The organism is Phormidesmis sp. 146-20 (assembly GCF_052939475.1).
On record NZ_JBJPHT010000003.1, the window covers coordinates 108,220 to 126,979 of the forward strand.

General features: G+C 46.1%; 12 protein-coding genes. 1 reads left to right on the forward strand and 11 read right to left on the reverse strand.

Features of this window, described 5'->3' with window-relative positions; translation table 11 throughout:
* Positions 1-16 precede the first annotated feature (16 nt).
* The gene (locus ACKFKH_RS03985) at positions 17-4,432 is read left to right on the forward strand and encodes an amino acid adenylation domain-containing protein (protein WP_446856941.1); all 4,416 of its coding nucleotides are present in this window, start codon (positions 17-19) and stop codon (positions 4,430-4,432) included.
* A gap of 57 nt (positions 4,433-4,489) precedes the next feature.
* Here the strand turns inward: ACKFKH_RS03985 and ACKFKH_RS03990 are convergent, their stop codons facing one another.
* The 11 genes from ACKFKH_RS03990 to ACKFKH_RS04040 form a co-directional block, all read right to left on the reverse strand.
* A complete protein-coding gene (locus ACKFKH_RS03990) occupies positions 4,490-6,028 on the reverse strand; it encodes an ATP-binding protein (protein ID WP_446856942.1) in 1,539 nt (512 codons plus the stop codon).
* 17 nt (positions 6,029-6,045) lie between these two features.
* Entirely contained in the window at positions 6,046-6,597 is a 552-nt protein-coding gene (locus tag ACKFKH_RS03995) for a DUF2808 domain-containing protein (protein ID WP_446856943.1), read from the reverse strand.
* A gap of 36 nt (positions 6,598-6,633) precedes the next feature.
* On the reverse strand, positions 6,634-8,292 hold the full coding sequence (locus tag ACKFKH_RS04000; RefSeq protein ID WP_446856944.1) for an iron uptake porin: 1,659 nt from the start codon (positions 8,290-8,292) through the stop codon (positions 6,634-6,636).
* A 39-nt stretch (positions 8,293-8,331) separates the two neighbouring features.
* On the reverse strand, positions 8,332-9,366 hold the full coding sequence (locus ACKFKH_RS04005) for an NAD-dependent epimerase (RefSeq protein WP_446856945.1): 1,035 nt from the start codon (positions 9,364-9,366) through the stop codon (positions 8,332-8,334).
* Complete coding sequence (locus tag ACKFKH_RS04010) at positions 9,363-10,382, reverse strand: histidine phosphatase family protein (protein WP_446856946.1); 1,020 nt, start codon at positions 10,380-10,382, stop codon at positions 9,363-9,365. The genes ACKFKH_RS04005 and ACKFKH_RS04010 overlap by 4 nt, the downstream gene beginning before the upstream one ends.
* A 1-nt stretch (position 10,383) precedes the next feature.
* Positions 10,384-12,228, reverse strand: a complete 1,845-nt coding sequence (locus ACKFKH_RS04015; RefSeq protein ID WP_446856947.1) for an ABC transporter ATP-binding protein — start codon at positions 12,226-12,228, stop codon at positions 10,384-10,386.
* A gap of 43 nt (positions 12,229-12,271) precedes the next feature.
* Positions 12,272-13,267 (reverse strand): glycosyltransferase family 2 protein, encoded by a 996-nt coding sequence (locus ACKFKH_RS04020; RefSeq protein ID WP_446856948.1) that lies wholly within the window; start codon positions 13,265-13,267, stop codon positions 12,272-12,274.
* A gap of 112 nt (positions 13,268-13,379) precedes the next feature.
* Positions 13,380-14,597: a glycosyltransferase gene (locus ACKFKH_RS04025; RefSeq protein ID WP_446856949.1), complete on the reverse strand. Its 1,218-nt coding sequence runs from the start codon at positions 14,595-14,597 to the stop codon at positions 13,380-13,382.
* Positions 14,594-15,781, reverse strand: coding sequence for a glycosyltransferase family protein (locus ACKFKH_RS04030; RefSeq protein WP_446856950.1), 1,188 nt, complete (start codon positions 15,779-15,781; stop codon positions 14,594-14,596). The genes ACKFKH_RS04025 and ACKFKH_RS04030 overlap by 4 nt, the downstream gene beginning before the upstream one ends.
* Positions 15,782-15,793: 12 nt before the next feature.
* On the reverse strand, positions 15,794-16,996 hold the full coding sequence (locus tag ACKFKH_RS04035; protein ID WP_446856951.1) for a glycosyltransferase family protein: 1,203 nt from the start codon (positions 16,994-16,996) through the stop codon (positions 15,794-15,796).
* 104 nt (positions 16,997-17,100) lie between these two features.
* Positions 17,101-18,483, reverse strand: a complete 1,383-nt coding sequence (locus ACKFKH_RS04040) for a UDP-glucose dehydrogenase family protein (RefSeq protein WP_446856952.1) — start codon at positions 18,481-18,483, stop codon at positions 17,101-17,103.
* Positions 18,484-18,760 lie beyond the last annotated feature (277 nt).

Consider the following 18,760-nt stretch of genomic DNA (forward strand, 5'->3'; position numbering starts at 1 on the left):
GGAAGCCGAACAGACTATGAAAGCGAAAAATGTAGCTGATATCTATGAGCTTTCGCCCATGCAGCAAGGATTGCTCTTTCACACGCTGCACGACCCGGAATCGATTGCCTATTTCGATCAAAATAGCTTTACGCTGCGTGGCAAGCTGAATATTCTCGCCTTCAAACGAGCCTGGGAAATCGTGCTGGAGCGGCATTCTATCTTGCGAACCTCTTTTCATTGGGCAACGCTCAAAAAGCCTGTACAAGTTGTTCATCAACAAATCGAATTACCCTGGCAAGAACTGGATTGGCGTGAACAAACCCCGATCGAACAACAGGAAAACCTCCAGGCTTTTCTGGCAGCCGATCGCGCTCTGGGGTTTGAAATGACAACCGCACCCTTGCTGCGGCTCACCCTGATTCATCTCACCGAAGACACCTATCAGTTCACATTCAGCAAGCATCACATTTTGCTAGATGGCTGGTCGCGACTGCTTGTATTCAAGGAAGTATTTGATCTCTACACCACCCTGACTGCTGGAAATTTTCCTCAGCTCTCACCCTCTCCTCCTTTCCGTAACTACATTACATGGCTGCGGCAGCAAGATCCCATTCAAGCGGAAACCTTTTGGCGTAAAACGCTTCAGGGATTCATCGCGCCAACATCGCTAGGCGTTGGTCAGCCAATCTCTAAACTGCTCTCCACAACTGACCCCTACAAAGTTCAGCGGCTCGATCTACCTCAAATCGGTGCCGACCTCCAGCGGTTTGCTCGACAGCATCAGCTAACTCCTACTACGCTAGTTCTGGCAGCTTGGAGCCTTTTACTTAGCCGCTACAGTGGAGAATCTGATGTGGTTTTTGGCATCACCTCGTCCGGACGACCCCCTTCTTTATCCGGCGTAGAAGCGATCGCGGGACTGTTTATCAATACGCTACCTGTCCGCGTTCAAGTTAATCCAGAAGCAGCACTGGTGTCCTGGCTGCAACAGTTTCAGGCGAGACAGGTCGAAATGCGGCAGTATGAATATAGTTCGCTGGTTCAGATCCAAGGCTGGAGCGAACTGCCTCGCGGTGTTCCGCTGTTTGAGAGCTTAGTCATTACTGAAAACTATCCAGTTGATACCTCTCTACAAAGACAAGCCAGCGATCTTAGCGTTGAAGGCGTTCTTTCATTTGGTCGATCGCACTATCCCCTCAGTCTTGTCATTGGATTGGGATCACCGTTTTTCTTGGAACTAACTTATGACGATCGTCGATTTGATGCTGATACGATTGATCGCCTGTTAGGGCATTTGCAGACGCTTTTGACAGGGATGACTGTAGATCCAAATCAATATCTTAGGGATCTTCCCCTCTTAACCGCTAAAGAACAACAGATCCTTGTAAAAGAATGGAATCAGACAGCAACTAAGATTCCCAACCTGTGCCTGCACGAATGGGTAGAAGCGCAAGTGCAACGCACCCCAGCCGCGATCGCTCTCCGCTTTCACGACTCCTCCTTCACCTACGACACCCTCAACCAGCGCGCCAATCACCTGGCTCATCATCTGCAACAAGTAGGAGTCACGTCACAAACCCGCGTCGGTCTGTTCCTAGAGCGTTCTCCGAACCTGCTGATTGCCCTACTTGCGGTACTCAAAACAGGCGGCACTTATGTTCCGCTCGATCCGGCTTATCCGGTAGAACGCCTCACCTTCATTCTTTCGGATGCTCAAGTTGCCCTGCTGCTGACCGACACAACTCTAGAAACTCCCTTCCCCTTTGCAGGTCGAGTCCTGCCGCTCGATCAAGTCTGGAGTGATGGCATGACCTCAACGCTCTCCCCGCCCTGCTCTGTTACTCCCGACGCTCTAGCATACATTCTCTACACCTCTGGCTCCACAGGCAGACCGAAAGGGGTGCAGATTCCCCATCGGGCGGTGATCAACTTCCTCGACTCAATGCAGCAGGACTTGAACCTGCATCCGGGTGATGTGCTATTGTCTGTGACCTCGCTCTCGTTTGATATCGCAGTGCTGGAATTGCTGCTGCCTCTCGTTGTGGGGGCAACGGTAGAACTGGTAGACCGAGCCACGGCAGTCGATGGTCAGCGCTTGGCAGCCACGCTCACTCGGACACAAGCCACCTTCATGCAAGCAACTCCTGCCACCTGGCGATTGCTGCTAGAAGCAGGGTGGTCGGGCAGTCAAACGCTCACGATGTTGTGTGGCGGAGAAGCACTCACGCCTGACCTCGCAGCACAACTCTTACCTCGCGGAGCCGCGCTGTGGAATCTCTACGGCCCCACGGAAACAACGATCTGGTCTACTCGCTATCGCCTCACGACGGCGGCGGATGCGGCGGTGGTCGGACACCCGATCGCCAACACACAACTCTACATCCTTGATGAGCAGCAGCAGCCCGTGCCGATCGGTGTGGTGGGAGAACTGTACATCGGCGGCACAGGCGTAGCACGAGGGTATGTGGGACGAGATGACCTGACGGCAGAGCGATTTGTACCTGATGCGTTCAGTGGTATCTCTGGGGCGCGGTTGTATCGCACGGGCGATCGGGTGAAGTATCGAGCCGATGGCTGTGTCGAGTATGTGGGGCGGGTAGATTATCAGGTGAAGCTGCGCGGTTTTCGCATTGAGTTAGGGGAGATTGAAGCGGTACTGTCTCAGCATCCTCAGATCCGACAGGCTGCCGTATTGCTCTCTGGAGAACATCCTCAGCAATATCTCTGTGCCTTTCTTGTCGCTGAGAACGATCAGGCGATCGCTGATGACAAGTTGCGATCCTTCTTAAAGGAAATCCTACCGCAGTATATGATTCCCTCTACTTTTGTTGTTCTGGAGTCTTTACCACTGACACCTAATCGCAAGATTGATCGTCAAGCATTGGCTGCGATCGACTCCATCAAACTACCACCTACCACAAGTTATATTCAGCCCCAAACGCCTGACGAACAGCAGCTTGCAGCGATTTGGACAGAGATTCTGGGTGTTCAGCAGGTTGGAACGCGGGATAATTTCTTTGATTTGGGTGGGCATTCCATTCTTGTGATTCAACTTTGGACGCGAATCAAGGAACTATTCCAGGTGGAAATTCCTCTGCGAAGTTTGTTTGAGGCACCAACGATTACAGAGCAAGTAAAGGTAATCACCAATCTGCAACAGCAAGTTCAATCCACTCAGGAATTGATGACAACAATAGCAGTGGATTTGAGAAAAGAAGCAGTCCTCGATGCTGACATTCAACCTACAACAGAATACGCAGTAGAAATATCCCCTCCAGAGGCAATCTTCTTAACCGGGGCAACTGGATTTCTGGGAGCTTTCTTACTACATCAGCTTCTACAACAAACTTTTGCGACGATTTACTGTCTGGTTCGTGCTTCCACGATCGAACAAGCGAGAGAAAGACTTCAACGAAATCTTGAGGATTATGCTTTGTGGGATCAGAGTTTTGTCCACAGAATTCTTCCAATCTTAGGAGATTTAGCTCAACCAAAACTGGGACTGAGTTCTGATCAGTTTCAGACTCTAGCCGATCGCATTGATGTGATTTATCACAATGGCGCTCTGGTCAACTTCGTCTACTCTTATTCCACACTGAAAGCCGCAAATGTTTTGGGGACTCAAGAAGTTTTGAGACTGGCGGCGATGATTCGCACAAAGCCTGTCCACTTTATCTCAACGTTTAGTGTCTTTTCTAACGCTGATCGTCTAGAAAAAATAGAGGTTAAAGAAGAGGATACTCCGGAAGCTTGTGAAAGCCTTCAAAGTGGATATGCTCAAAGTAAGTGGGTTTCAGAAAGGCTAACAGCGATCGCAAAGTCTAGAGGAATTCCAGTTTGCATTTACAGACTAGGAAGAATCACCGGAGATAGCCAAACTGGAATCTGTAACACGGATGATTTCATGTCTCGTATGATCAAAGGGTGTATTCAAATCGGGTATATTCCAGAATCAGACAGTGATGTCTTAGTAGACATGACACCCGTTGACTATGCAAGTCAGGCGATCGTGCATCTTTCTCAACAGCAACAGCTTCTCGGACAGGTATTTCATATTGTCAATCCAACTCCCATCCGGATTCAGCAGTTACTAAACTGGCTAATTAGCTCATCTGGCTACTCGTTAAAACCTGTGAGTTACGAGCAATGGCGTGAAGAGTTAATCAAAGTAACAAAATCTGCTCAAGACAATGCCCTATATCCCCTGCTACCCCGATTTCTGCTCAAATCAACCGAGAAATCTAAAGACAGTCAATTAAATCTATCCGAATCCAAGTTTGATTGTCGTAACACTTCAGAGGGGCTTCAAGGAACAAGTGTCTCCTGCCCTCAAGTGAGCGATAAACTGCTAAAAACCTACTTTCAGTACTACAGGCAGAGTGATTACTTGGAGGGCAACTCGAAAAATCAACCTCCAGTCAGTTGTTTTCCGTCCAATCCGTGCGGTTAGTGACCAGAACAGCATAAGGTTCTTTCAAATATCACAACACTCAAGTTAATAATTGGATCAACGGTTGCGAAGTGTTCCCTGTGATGAAGAGATAGCATCCTCTAATGGAATGATCATCGTAAACGTTGACCCTCTGCCAAGCTGACTCCGTAGTTTAATTTGTCCATGATGAGCTTCCACGATCGCTCGAACGATCGCTAATCCTAGTCCTGCTCCTTCCGAGCGACGACGACTTTTCGCAGAACGGGCAAAGCGCTCAAAAATTCTTTGCTGATCGACTAAAGAAATTCCTTCTCCTGTATCGCGCACCCAGAAGCGAACTGTCTTTGAGGAGATTGCTGAACCGATGGAGATCGTTTGAGTTGCTTGAGTGTGCTGGGTTGCATTTTGAGCTAAATTCATCACAGCCTGGGTAATTCGTTGTCGATCGACAATGATTTCTCCTTGCCCAACATTATCTAACACCCAGTTTCGGTCTGCTAGGGCACAGGCTTTCGTAAAAAGCTCCTGAGTTAGAGATTCTAAAGACACTGGTTCAAGCTGCAAGAAATCTGGACGCTCTGATTTTGCGAGTAGAATCAAATCATCGACAAACCGATTCATGCGATCGAGTTCATCCATCACAATGTTCATGGTTTCTTGCTGCTCGATCGGGTCATTGCCCATCAATTCGATATGCCCACGAATGATCGTTAAGGGAGTTCGCAATTCGTGCCCTGCATCATTGATAAAGTTGCGCTGAGTAGTAAATGCACTTTGAAGACGATCCATCATGTCATTAAAAGTATTTGCTAAATCAGCAATCTCACCTGCACCCTGGATCGAAATGCGTTGAGTCAGATCAGATTCACCAATCGATCGTGCTGTCGAAGACAATGACCGTAGTGGAGCAAGAATCTGACCAGAAGCAAACCAACCTAAAAGTAAAGCCAAGACAAGCACTCCCCCGGTCACTTGAATCACAACATCCACTGCTTCTAGAACTTCTCTCTGCTCTCCTGCTGTCGTATGGGCAATAATAAACACACCAAGCTTTTGCCCATTGGCTTGAATCGGTTGAGCAATATAAATCAACTTTCCTATCTCTGGATCATCAACGGGCTTTTCTCCTTGCTGGGGAATTGTAAGGGCTGCCCATTGATTCATCAATGAACTACCTTGTTTAAGGATTTCTGGTCTAGCTCTGGGACTAGATCGATAGAAATCTCCATCTGTGAAAGTAATCAAGTAGACATCATCTTCGGGCACTTGGCGAGAAAGATAAGCATCGAAAAAAGCTTTCAAATCTTTTATTGAGGTAGGCGGTTTCAATCGCTCATCTCGCCTTTCAGACCAATGAGAACCCTCGAAAGAACCATCCAGCTTCCCTTCAACTAAGGCATTAAAGGTACTTGCTTTTTCGGTCATGTCACCCCGAACTCGTTCATTGACGCGAAGCATCAATATTGATCGAAATGCAGGAATGACCGCAATAAAAATCAATGCAAGCAGCAAACCATAGCAGAATAAAATCCGATTTTGAGCCGCCCAAAAGATGCCTTTATGGCCGACCGGAAGCCTAGGACTCTCTTTCAGTTGTTCATCATCTCCACTCATGATCTGCCACCTAAATGCTAGTCTTGTTCTCGATCGTAGATCCGAATTCGCCCAAAGCCGAGGAATTGGCCCGCAGGTTGCTCTCCTACTGGAAATGCTGTGACTCCATATAAATAAGTTCCTCCCGTAGCAGGATTGCGAACAGGGTAGACTCTCACGGTTACGGTTTTTCCTGGTTTAACAGGTGGATCAAATGTCACAGAGATGACTTGAGCTTGAGCATTGATCATGACATTTTTGACGGGAATTTTATTGCCTGGTTTCCTCCGCTTGCCTTCAAACGCTTCTAGCTTAGACGCATCGAAAAATGGGCGACCCGGACTTGCTTCGAGTTCGATTTCTAGCTTTTGTAATGGTTCACCCGCATCTTCTGGAACTGCAACCGTGAAGTAATAATTTGCGCCCCAGACGTAAGTTCCATTTTGGCTTGTTGCTATACCAAGTAAGCGCGGGGGCTTTTCAAAATAAGTTCTCCCATCTTTGAGTTCAATCGCTGAGGTAGAAGCAACAATGAATAGAGAAATTAGAATTGCGATCGCAAAAAACTTCGAGCTAGATTGCGTGAGCATTTTGAGGTAGATAAAAGGATTCAGTTAACTCAGACATCAAAAGCTAAAGGTTGTTCGGATTGTCCCGATGAAGATATTGTTGTTATTGCGATTATGTTCAGGGTTAGTAATCAAAATAACTCCTGGTGTGATACTGATAAAATCATTCACGCGACACCGATAAAATGCCTCGAAATGTAAAGAAGTATCCTCATCTTCGAGTGCTTGACCACCTTGAGAAAAATCGTTACGGGTCAGTTTAGGCGGTTGACCTATCACAAATCCTGCCAAACTGCCTTCCCTCAGTAGATCTGGCAATGCGATCGTGACTGCCCAGTTAAAGATACTAGCGCTCGGATTGTTGTCTAGATCAGTCGCTCTAGCACGGGTAAAGCCTGCCCACGCTGAGAACGAGAGCTTTTTACTCGGTGCGATCGCAGCTTGAATGCCAAAGGAATCTGCGATGACTGCATCACTATCCCCGTCAAAAGGATCATTTGCAAGTTCGCTTCCACTTGCGGTACTGACGCTATTGAAAGAGCGTACATAAGTCAAACCAATTCCGAATCGGCTACTTAGCTCTAGAGACAATTGAGCGATCGCGCTATACGATGACTTGTTAAAGCCTTGTTCTGGATCATTCAAATCCGAACCCAGGTAACCTACTGTGAAAGCAATATCATCGGTGAACTCATACTCTAAACCAATTCCGCTCCCTCCTCCAATTCGATAGATAGGATTGCGCTGCCCAAATCGAGAGACTGATCCTTCTGCACTTCCAGAAAGAAACGGATTGAAGGTATTTGCGAAGTCGTTTAAGCTTCCACCGACTGCGGCAACATACAGCGTTGCTTGTTTACTTATCGAAGTTCGATACTCTAATCGGCTCACTTCTAATCTGCCTTCACTGCCCCCCTGGTAGGCTAATCGCGCCATGTCTGTCCCCGCTGCTTGGTCAATTCGGCTAAGATTACTTGCCTGCAATCGAGTTCTCAGCCGATCTTTCCCAAAAAGACTGGTATCAAAATTGAGGCGAACCCGACTTCCTAAAGTGAGATTGCTATCCGTACGATCGTCACTTCCATCTGGTTTCTCTGCATCAGCGACACTGGTTACTGCAAACACAACCTCGCCTGTTAGTTTAGTTGTTGCCGAAAATGAGTTAGATAATCGTCGTTCCGAATCAAGGGTATCAATCTGACTGTTGACGATCGCGAGTTCTTTTGCGAATTCTGCTTGGAGCTTCTTAAGCACTTCTAAATCTTGCTGAGTTGCATATTGCTCAGGTAAGGTCTTCAGAACTTCATCGACTCGATTCATCGCACTGTTTAAGCCAGCCGCAAATTCATAGCGACTCATTGCCCGATTTCCTCGAAAAGTCCGATCTGGATAGCCTGACACGACACCATATCGTTCAACGATCGACTTTAACGACTGAAAGGCCCAATCACCAGGCTGGACATCTGACAACTCAGAAACAGAGGTGACTTGAGCCATTGGAGCAGGCTGTGTCAAAAACTCAGGCAGTGTTACTTCAGGCGGAGACGTTAAAGCAGAAAAAGTTGGCTCAGAAGATTCCTGCTGGAAAGCAGTTTGAGAAACAGAGGATTGAGGAAATTCTCTCTTAACTGTGGGAACTTCTTCCGCGATTGCAGTTTGAGCAACCAGCAGGTTGAAAGCGCACAACATCAAAGCCTTCTGAGTGGAGCTAGACATATCTAGTTTTCTTTTTTACTGAGTCATCAATCGCATCGACTAAATTAAAGCAGTGGCTGGACGCTGATGATACTTGTTTCTAGAAGGTGTTTCGTAGTACTCGCGATACCACTGCACAAACTGGAACAATCCTTCTTCTAAAGAAGTTTCTGGCTTGAAGCCAACCTCCTGCATTAAGTCATCGACATCTGCATAAGTCATGGGAACATCTCCTGGCTGCATGGGAAGAAATTTTTTGATGGCAAAACTACCGAGTAATTGTTCGATCGTTTCAACAAACTGCATTAGCTCAACTGGGTTGTTATTGCCAATGTTATAGAGCTTATAAGCTGCATTACTATTCAAAGTTGCATCGGTATTAGTGGTGGGAATTTTCGTCATGACCCGTACCACACCTTCAATAATGTCATCAATAAAGGTAAAATCTCGCTGCATTTTACCGTAGTTGTAGATTTCGATGGGTGTCCCTTCTGCGATCGCTTTCACGAATTTGAAGTAAGCCATATCAGGTCTACCCCAAGCCCCATAGACCGTAAAGAACCGAAGTCCAGTCGTTGGAATGCCATACAGATGACTGTATGAGTGAGCAATCAATTCATTCGATTTCTTGGTTGCAGCGTAGAGAGAAACTGGATAGTCAACATTGTCCTGAACCGAGAAAGGAATCTTCGTGTTTGCACCATAGACAGAGCTTGAGGAAGCAAAAATGAGATGCTGAATATCACTATTTCGGCAGCCTTCTAGTAAGTTCACAAACCCAGTAATGTTGCTATCAATGTAGGTATGTGGATTTTTCAGCGAGTAGCGTACACCCGCTTGAGCCGCCAAGTTCACAACATAATCAAATTTGTGATCCTGAAAAAGTTGTAGAATACCCTCTCGATCGACGAGATCCAGAAGTTGAAAGCTGAACTGTTTATGATGCTTGAGTCTTTCTAGTCGCGCACATTTGAGCGCAATATCATAGTAGTCATTGAGATTGTCAATCCCATGAACTTGATAACCATCACTCAGAAGCCGTTTTGCCAAATGAAACCCAATAAAACCAGCAGCACCAGTGATTAAAATCTTCATAGTAGTGTGTTGGGGATAAAGTTGAATGCTTGCAGAACAGGGCGGTGATTGATTGGGTAATGCAGAATGCTCATTGTTCCTGGCTCTAGGTCGAAAATCGATGAATCTGCGGGAATCTCTAGCGTGTGAGCAAGCAATTGACGAATCAGACTTGGAGAGAGTGTCGCGACTCCAGTCATCAATGATTCTGAATCCATCTGCCATGCCAATTCTTGAGTAACGTTTATGCGATCGCAACTCAAATAGAAGTCTAAGCTGACCGACTTGAGAAACTTAGCAAAATTCAGCAAAGAATCAGAGTTTTGAATGAGAAGCAATCGTAAGCCCAGTTTGCCTTCTTTGAGCTTAGGAAGAGATTCGCCGAGATGCTGAGTATGATTCATCGCTCGCAACGTTGCAGGCTGCTCTAAGCCCTGTGGAAACTCTAGCACGCTCACCCCACAGTTCGATTGCTGTAAGGTGTGAAAAGTTTGACATCCTATCCCGATCGCCGTTCCGATCAAAGCTCGAATCGTTCCACCGTGACTGATGATCAAAATCGTTTCATCAATGTGGCGCGGAATCACCTCTTTCCAAAATTGTTGGGCTTGCACATACAAGTCTAGAACTGGAAAGCAAGGCTCTGTGAGTGTTGCAACTGAGCTTTCTGCTTCAGCAAGTTGCATTTGAAATTCATGCGGTCGCTCTTTCCAGCATTGATAATCCTCTGCAAAGTGTTGTCGCACATATTGAAAGGGTAATCCTTCCCAAGTTGGCATCGCAATTTCTTTCAAATGATCGTGACAGTTCAGTTCTAGCCTGGAATTTTGCAGAATTGCGATCGCTGTTTGCTGAGTTCTTTGCAGAGGACTACTATAAGCGGCATGAATTTTAGTATGTTTCAGCAAATCTCTTGTCTGCTGTGCCATCATCAATCCAGCTTCCGTCAATACAGACTTATCGCAGCATCCTTGATAGCGTTTTTCAGCATTGTAAGTACTTTGCCCATGCCGAACTAAAATGACTCGTGTTGCCATGTTACACCTCAACTGCACGAGCATCTGAATTTATTGCAGTCTGTAGTGCGTATATTGCTGCATACCGCCCGCCCAACTGCATTAGTTCGTCGTGTGTTCCTTGTTCTGCGATCGTGCCTCCTTCAATGTACAAAATCAAATCAGCATGACGAATTGCCTTGAGATTGTGCGACACCCAGAATGCAGTTCTACCTTCAACTAGGCGGTTTAATGCTTCTGTGACGGCGTGTTCATTCTCTTGGTCTAACCCTGTCGTGGGTTCATCTAGCACAACAATCGGAGCATGACGAATCGCGGCTCTTGCGATCGCAATTCGTTGCCGTTGTCCTCCTGAAAGCGTTGATCCGCGCTCACTCAACTGTGTGTCATACCCTTTCGGCAGACGCAGAATAAAGTCATGTGCATTCGCAAGTTTTGCCGCAGCTTCGATCGCTGAATCTGTTGCATTGAGATAGCCGTAAGCAATGTTGTCTCGCACGGTTGTTGCAAACAGAACACTATCTTGCAGCACGACACTCACCCGTTGTCTAAAAGAATCGAGCTTGTATTCTCGCAAGTCATGCCCGTCAACTAAAATTCGACCTTCCAACGGGTCATAGAGGCGTAAGAGCAAACTAACAATCGTTGACTTTCCTCCGCCAGAAGCTCCAACTAAGGCAACTTTCTGCCCAGGTTTTACTTCAAAGCTCATCTGTCTGAGAATACCGCGATCGTCGTTCTCGTAAGCGAAAGATACATTCTCAAAGCGCACTGAACCCTGAAAGGCAGGAGCCGCGATCGCACCTCTTGTATCTCGAACATCAGGCACTTCGTCCAATACATCTAATACGCGCTCACCGGATGCAGTCGCTTTCGCCAACAGTCCGATATACTTAGCAACTTGGCGCATCGGTTTGAAAGCAATGCGAACATAGTTGATGAAGATCAGTAAGTCGCCAGGTGTTAGCACTTTTGAGTAAACAAGCAGCGCCCCTCGCCAGAGAATCAGAGCCGTCATTAACCCAACCAGTAGCTCAATTAAGCGCTCTAATCCGGCTGATATTTTTTGTGCTTTAGCACTATCTTGCAAACTCTGAGAGCTATATTCTGAGAACGTCTCTTCCAACATCTGATGCAAAGAAAGAGTCTGTACGACTTTAATTGCTCCGATCGATTCTGCAACCGTTGCTGCCATTTCTCCTTCTCGTTTGCGCTGAGTTTTGACAACACCTTTAATTCGGCGAGTCAGGCGCAGGGTCGCAAAGAAGAAAATCGGGAAAAGCGCGATCGCAATTAAGGCTAGTTCCCAATTCATCCAAACCATCACACCAATCATGCCAACTAGCGTCAAGGAATGAGCTATGAGCGGCATCACTGCCATCACTGTAACTTCTCTCAAACGCCCGATATCTGATGTCACACGAGTGATGAGATCACCACTATGATTTTTGTGATGATACGCCAGCGATAAATGCTGGAGATGGCTGTATAACTCGAATCGAACTTCGGTCAAGATATGCGTTGCGGCAAGTGACATCCCTGCAATGCTGAAGTAAGCAGCGATCGCACGAAGCGCAGAAATTGCAATTAATCCTACAGTCAGAATCGTTAAGAGCAGAAAAGGATTCAGCCCTACTAGAAAGGGAATCGGGAAAGGGCGAGTTGTTGCGCCTGGAAGTAGAATGTAGTCAAAAATCAGCTTGAGTGGAAAAGGTTCGAGCAAATGTAGCACAATCTCTGTCATCAGCCCTGCAAAAGACATGAGTAAAAGAGGCTTTTGCTTGCTAATTTGAGGTGCAAACTGCTTCAGAATTCGGCTGACTCCTGGCATTACGGTTTTGAAGTTTTTGGGTGCGTCCTTCTTCATCGTTTGCCTACTATCCAAACGGGTTTACAAGAGAAATGGAACATTACTGAACAGGGTTCTTGTAACGATCGCTAATCAGTCGATTGATAGTTCGTTCGATCGGAATTAGCGCTTTTTCAAGTTGTGGATTGCTTTGACCAAGCGAAACTTGACGAACTAGAGGACGTAAGAGACCTTGATAGCGGCGATGTCCCATGCGATCGTATCGCTTCTTGAAATACCTATCATTGGTCGTCAGATCCCACTTTTTAGAAAAATGCTCTAGACTGGCAATTTCCCAAGCATCACTCCAGCGCAACATGAAAAAAGCAAGTTCTGTTAAATCGAATTTCTTCAAGTCAGGAACATAAGTCACGACTGATTCAGGTTCACAGAAAACAGTTCCACCTGCATTCGCTACGGTCATGCAGAAATCAATATGTTCGCGGGTGCTGAGTAGCGCTTCGTCCAGTAGCCCAATTTTCTCAAAGATGCTAGTCCGAACCAACATACAGTGAAATTCTGCAAACTCGCACTGCTGACGAATCAGCTTTTCTTGAACCTCTGCAATGGGACGATTCACAAAGTAATGCTTCTCATGCACCTTACGCTTGATCGTGCCGTCTTTCTGCGTTTCAGTGTAGATGTGTGCCTCTCCGCCCGCAAGGTGAATTGTTTTTCCGAGAGGTTTACCAATGCAGGTGAGTGGACAGACGATCGTAGCTTCAGTTTCGTCTGCACAAGCAATCAGCTTTTCTAGCCAATTTGGACTCACAACCACATCATTATCAACAAACAGCACGTACTCCGTATCGACGTGGGGAAGTGCTAGATTTCGAGCTTGATTCGGAGCTAGAAATTGCTCGGTGCGAATCAATTGAAAGCCCTGCTCTTGCGATTTGCTCTCTAAATATCGCTGAATTGGTCTAGGGGAACCACCATCAACGTAAATTAGCGAATAAGGAACAGTTGTATGCTCCAAAATGCTTTCGAGAGATTCGCAAGTGTAGCTAAATTGTTCACGAGGAGAAACGACGAGGGTTACTCTTGGGGTAGACATGATAGAACTCCTGAGTTGAACTTTAGATTGCAAGGGTCGAGTATCTTGGGGGCGATATCTATCAAATTGAGGATCTGTACGGGTTGCTGTAGTAAATAATGCGCTACAGAAGCTAGACTTGCAGTGCTAGATCTTGAACATTGAACTCTGAGATACGATCGCGATTTTCTCCTAATACAGTTTGATAAACGCTCATCCAATTCTGGTATTCAACCTCTGGAGCAAGCTTTTCAATCACTGTTTTACGAGCCGCTTTTCCGAGTGATTTTCTCAGTTCTGGCTCTTTGGTAAGATAGCGAATCGCATCTGCGAGGGCTTTGGTACTGCCAGGATTCACCACTAATCCATTGACCTGCTGCTCTAAAATTTCACCGATCGCATCGACATTACTTCCGATAATTGGGCAACCCGCACACATTGCTTCAAGGAGTGCATTCGGACAACCATCATTCAGCGACGGAATCACATAGATGCCTAAGAGCGGTAAATAAGCAAGGGCTTCTGCGCGGCTGACGATGCCTGTAATCTTTAAGCGATCGCCAAGACTCGATCGCTTCAACTCTTGCTCCCAGTAGGCACGCTCTTTCTCAACAAAATCACCAATGAGCAGCAAAGTTAAATCAATTTCATCACCGATCTGCTCACAGGCATCTAGTAAAAATTCAATCCCTTTCTTATCGCGCAACCGTCCCACTGAACCAATGACTAAACCTGATAACTCAGAACCTAAGCTCGGCACTGGTAAGTCTGTAAATTCAACGGGAACAATTGAATTCCAGAAGGCAGAGGACTTATGAGTAATGCTCAGAACCATCACTTCTGCTCGGTGCTGCAAATCGCGACTGACAAAGGTATTCCAATCTGCATTCTCCAAAACCCAACTCAGCGGAGCATGATACTTTGCACTAAAGATATGTTTGTGCAAATCGCTTCCACGCACACTGTTGATCACAGGAATGTTACTTTCGCGTGCCAGCATCGTTGTGACGTATCCCGTTTCAGTCATGAAAAACGTATGGAATAAGTCAAAATGATGCGCTTGGTGTAATTGCTTCAAGTAGAAGTAAACATCACTGTAAAAGTCTTGAATCTCAACCACATCAGCTCGTACAGCATTCTGAATTCGATGAACATGAATTCCATCTTGTAATGTTGTCGCGCAACTGGCCCGTCTGCGGCTACCGTCTTTCGTTGCACGATGGCTTGCCCGAAACACAGCAACATGGACTTCATAGCCTCCTGCTGTCAGCATCTTAGAAATTCGATGAACCGATTCACCCACACCACCCACATCCGGCGGAAACTCTAACGTCGTGATACAAACTTTCATGCTTTCACTACCTCCACACTACTTTGCTGCTGCTGCCGCAAAAATTGCTTCAATTGCATTGCGGTTTTCTCAACACCTGCACAATCAAATTTCAATCGAGTTGGTTGCTGTTGCAGGTAGAAAACAATCTTTTTCGCGAATTGGTTCGGCTCTAAATCGCTGGGTTGAATGACTTCAACAACTCCCAAATGAGCTAATTTCTCTGCTCGAATGCGTTGTTCCTGGTCGTCATTTCCTGTAAACGGTAACAGCAGAGAACGCACTCCTGTTGTCAACACATTCATCGTTGTATTGTAACCAGACATGCTAATCGACAAATCTGCTTTTTGCATATAGCTTAGAAGGCTTGGCGTATAGCGATCGATACGAATATTAGAAGAAGTTGCTGCGTTTGATTGCAGTTCAAGCAGTTTCCACTCTGGCATAAATGGGCCTGTGAACACTTGTATCTGATGCGGCAGTTGATGCTTCAAAATAGGAGCTGTCTCCACGACACAATCAAGAAGCTCATGCCCAAATCTTCCACCCCCCACACTGACTAGGATGAGAGGCCTGTCAGGATTGACATTTGGAAGCTCTGCAACTGGCTCCGGTTGAGGTTGAACAACATAGCCTGTAAATTTCACCTCACAGGTCAGGTCTGTCACTCTAGAGAAGGTTTCCTCTAAGGGTTGAAACTGTGGATCGCCGTGGACAAGGAGTAGATCAAAGTACTGATTCATCAACTTGCAGACTTTCTCTTCGTGCTTTGTGCGATCGCTTTTCGTCACGACAATATCTCTTAAGCTACAAACAGCTTTTGCGCCACGAGTTTTCGCCCGTTCTAGCAGTGGAATCAATTCAAAGGAAAATCTGCGTCGTCCAAAGGGAAACAGCTCAACCATCAAAACATCAGGCTGAAAGCGATCGAAGGCTTCCAATAGCTCCGCACATCGCATATCTTTCACTTCTTCTAGTGTGTAGGCTGAATTTACAACTTGAAGTTCCTGAAATTCTGAATCAGTTTTAATTGCAGGAAGATTGACAACCTCAATTCCAGCGGGAATCTCGAAGCCTTCTACAATCTCTCCACCATTGATAAAACAAACCTGAAAATCTGGTATTAATCCACGCACAATCTCCATACTGCGGACAAGATGCCCCATTCCTAGAATGTGCTGACAGTAAAACATTAACCGTGGCATGAACATTTCTCCTTAACGAATCGCATAGGGTTTTTGTTTAGCGGAATCTCTAGGATCGACTTTCATCAAGCTAGAAAGATGATGAGCAATTCTGGACAGCCCATTGAGATCAATCTGAGGAAGTGGATGATTGACTTGATCCATTTGCCATTGGACTGCCTGGAATAGCGTCTGTGGACTGAGTTGGCTAGGTTCGATCGCGCTAAAAAAGCCAAACCTCGCCATACAATTTGTCCGAATAATTTGCTCTTGCGAAGGCTTCACCCTGGGGACAATCACTGCCCGTTTTCCTGCGGTTAGCACTTCGCAAATCGTGTTATACCCGCCCATTGAGACAACGATATCTGCTGCCCCTAAGTAACTCATCAAGTCGTCGCTAAACTCACGCATTTCGACTTGAGGTAGATGTGCTGCGGTTTGGTAGAGTGCTTGCCTTTGCTGAATTGGCATTTCTGGGCCGCAAATGACCAAGCTCTTGAAAGTTGAAGTAGAAACTCCTTGTAGAAAGGCATCAACCATCGGATAGCCATCTTCTCCCCCGCCAGGTGTTACCACGACGAGCCGATCAGAATCTGCTAGTGCGAGTTCTTGACGAACTTCTGCTTCAGATTTACACCCTTGCGGACGACGTAAATAACCGCAGTATCTCGCTTTGTAAGCAATATGAGACGGAAGTTGATAAGCGTCGCAGAAATCAAAAATTTCAGGGGTTCCAACAATCAATAAGCGATCGTAAAATTCTTCAACCGTCTGCTCAAATCCATGCTTCTGCCATTCTGCAATCGTCACTTCAGGGGCATCCAGAATATCACGGAGCAGCAAAACCATCTTTGTTTCTGGCTGAACGGTCTTGAGGTAGGTCAGCGTTGGCATTAGCTCATTTTGAATGCCGTAGGGCTTCTTATCAACTAAAACCATGTCTGGTTTGAAACTGGCAGCCGCAGAACGGATCAGCTTCGATCGCAGTTTCACGGTTTCGTCTGCATCCATTCCTAGAAATTTGGTCGCAATCTTGCCAGTAGTCCCACGATTGAGACAGGGGAGTTTGATGTAATCTAAGTTGTTGGAAATTCTGAACCCTTGCATCATCGGAGAACCCGACAGAAGCAAAATAGACAAATTAGGAATCGTTTGGAGCAAATATTCGCAAATCGCTAACATTCTACGAATATTGCCCAAGCCGAAAGCGTCGTGGGAGTAAACCAGCAATTTCATAAGAAAGGGTGGGGTGAAGGGTCAAAGCGAAAAGATGACAAACCTTCTTCAAATTGTTGGAGAATATCTAGTAAGTTCTGCTTTGTAGATGCGGAACCTACAATCTAAGCGATCGCACTCATTTGAGGTGTAGCAATCTTAGGGGTTAGGAAGCCTCGATTTGGGCGACCAATCCCAATATAAGCAAAGCCTGCTTCAGTGATCTGAGCGGGATCTAAAAAGTTTCGTCCATCAATCATCAATGCAAATGCCATTTTTTGAGCAAGCGCAGCATAATCTAAATCGCGGAATTCTTTCCAGTCGGTGACGAGAACCAGTGCATCACAGCCCTCAGCAAGTTGTTCAGGAGTTTCAGCTAAGTCAGCATGATCTAATTCAGAAACAATCGGGTCATAAGCTTTGACTTTCGCACCCAAACGAGTCAACGCAGCAATGATTTCCAGCGCAGGAGCATCTCGCAGGTCATCAGTATCGGGTTTGAATGTTAAGCCGAGTAAGCCGATCGTTTTACCTTTGAGGATCTTGAGAACTTGCTGGAGCTTTTCAACAACAATTAGTTTTTGACTCTGATTCGTCTCCACCGCAGCATTAAGCAGTTCTGTCTTGTATCCATAATCATTTGCAGTATGAATCAAAGCAGCAACATCTTTCGGAAAACAAGAACCTCCCCATCCGATGCCAGCTTGGAGAAATTTACTTCCAATTCGAGAGTCTAATCCAATGCCGTGAGCAACTTGAGTGACATCTGCACCCACTCGATCGCAGATATTCGCAACTTCATTAATAAAGCTGATCTTCGTTGCTAGAAACGCATTCGCCGCATACTTAATCATCTCAGCCGAAGTGAGATCAGTAACCACGACGGGAACAGGCGGCAATGTCGGATCTTGAGCAAAGGTACGATCCGTTAAAAGCTGGTAGAGTGCCTTCATTTTCTCGATCGCTTGCTCACTATCACTCCCCAGCACAATGCGATCGGGGTTAAATGTATCATAGACGGCTGAACCTTCTCGTAGAAATTCAGGATTACTGACAACATCAAATCCTGTAATTTGCTGCTGTCGCTCTGCTACACCATCCATCACAATTCGACGCACCCAATCTCCTGACCCAATGGGAACAGTAGACTTATTCACAATGACTTTATATCCACCATTCAGATGCTGTCCGATTCCACGGGCAACTGCTTCTACATAGCGAGTATCACTCTCTCCATTCGGTAAAGCAGGTGTACCGACTGCGATAAACAGCACTTCGCCATGTGCGACACCCTGACCCAAATCCGTTGAAAACTGTAGCTTGCCTGCTTGCATTGCAGCCTGCATAATCTCTTTAAGTCCAGGCTCAAAGATTGGGGCAATACCAGCTTGCATCTGCTCAACCTTTGCAGCATTATTATCGATACAGATTACATCATGACCAATTTGAGCAAGACACGCTCCTGTGACTAAGCCAACATATCCGGTTCCGATTACACAAACTCGCATTGGAAACCTCTTTTAGAAAAACTCAGAGCCTTTCAGCTCAACAGCCATTCAGTCAACAGCGCTTCGGTTGCGCTAATATACAGCCTCTTAGTTTTTGCTAAGACTAAAGTGAAAGCTGCATGAGAAAAGTCTCATGAAAGGATTCTTAAGTTTTCTTCACTTGTGTCTTAATAATCTACTGAAGGCATCGTCTACTAGAAGGTAGAAGAATAGCAGCATCTAACTTGAGTAAAGCCATAAGCGCTGTTTGAAAGTAATAAACCCCAGTAGAAGCAAA

Bases quoted from the DNA above. Each gene is read 5' to 3' on its own strand.
- ACKFKH_RS04015 (WP_446856947.1), bottom strand. From the start codon at position 12,228: ATGAAGAAGGACGCACCCAAAAACTTCAAAACCGTAATGCCAGGAGTC.
- ACKFKH_RS03985 (WP_446856941.1), top strand. From the start codon at position 17: ATGAAAGCGAAAAATGTAGCTGATATCTATGAGCTTTCGCCCATGCAG.
- ACKFKH_RS04040 (WP_446856952.1), bottom strand. From the start codon at position 18,483: ATGCGAGTTTGTGTAATCGGAACCGGATATGTTGGCTTAGTCACAGGA.
- ACKFKH_RS03990 (WP_446856942.1), bottom strand. From the start codon at position 6,028: ATGAGTGGAGATGATGAACAACTGAAAGAGAGTCCTAGGCTTCCGGTC.
- ACKFKH_RS04000 (WP_446856944.1), bottom strand. From the start codon at position 8,292: ATGTCTAGCTCCACTCAGAAGGCTTTGATGTTGTGCGCTTTCAACCTG.
- ACKFKH_RS04020 (WP_446856948.1), bottom strand. From the start codon at position 13,267: ATGTCTACCCCAAGAGTAACCCTCGTCGTTTCTCCTCGTGAACAATTT.
- ACKFKH_RS03995 (WP_446856943.1), bottom strand. From the start codon at position 6,597: ATGCTCACGCAATCTAGCTCGAAGTTTTTTGCGATCGCAATTCTAATT.
- ACKFKH_RS04010 (WP_446856946.1), bottom strand. From the start codon at position 10,382: ATGGCAACACGAGTCATTTTAGTTCGGCATGGGCAAAGTACTTACAAT.
- ACKFKH_RS04025 (WP_446856949.1), bottom strand. From the start codon at position 14,597: ATGAAAGTTTGTATCACGACGTTAGAGTTTCCGCCGGATGTGGGTGGT.
- ACKFKH_RS04030 (WP_446856950.1), bottom strand. From the start codon at position 15,781: ATGCCACGGTTAATGTTTTACTGTCAGCACATTCTAGGAATGGGGCAT.
- ACKFKH_RS04005 (WP_446856945.1), bottom strand. From the start codon at position 9,366: ATGAAGATTTTAATCACTGGTGCTGCTGGTTTTATTGGGTTTCATTTG.
- ACKFKH_RS04035 (WP_446856951.1), bottom strand. From the start codon at position 16,996: ATGAAATTGCTGGTTTACTCCCACGACGCTTTCGGCTTGGGCAATATT.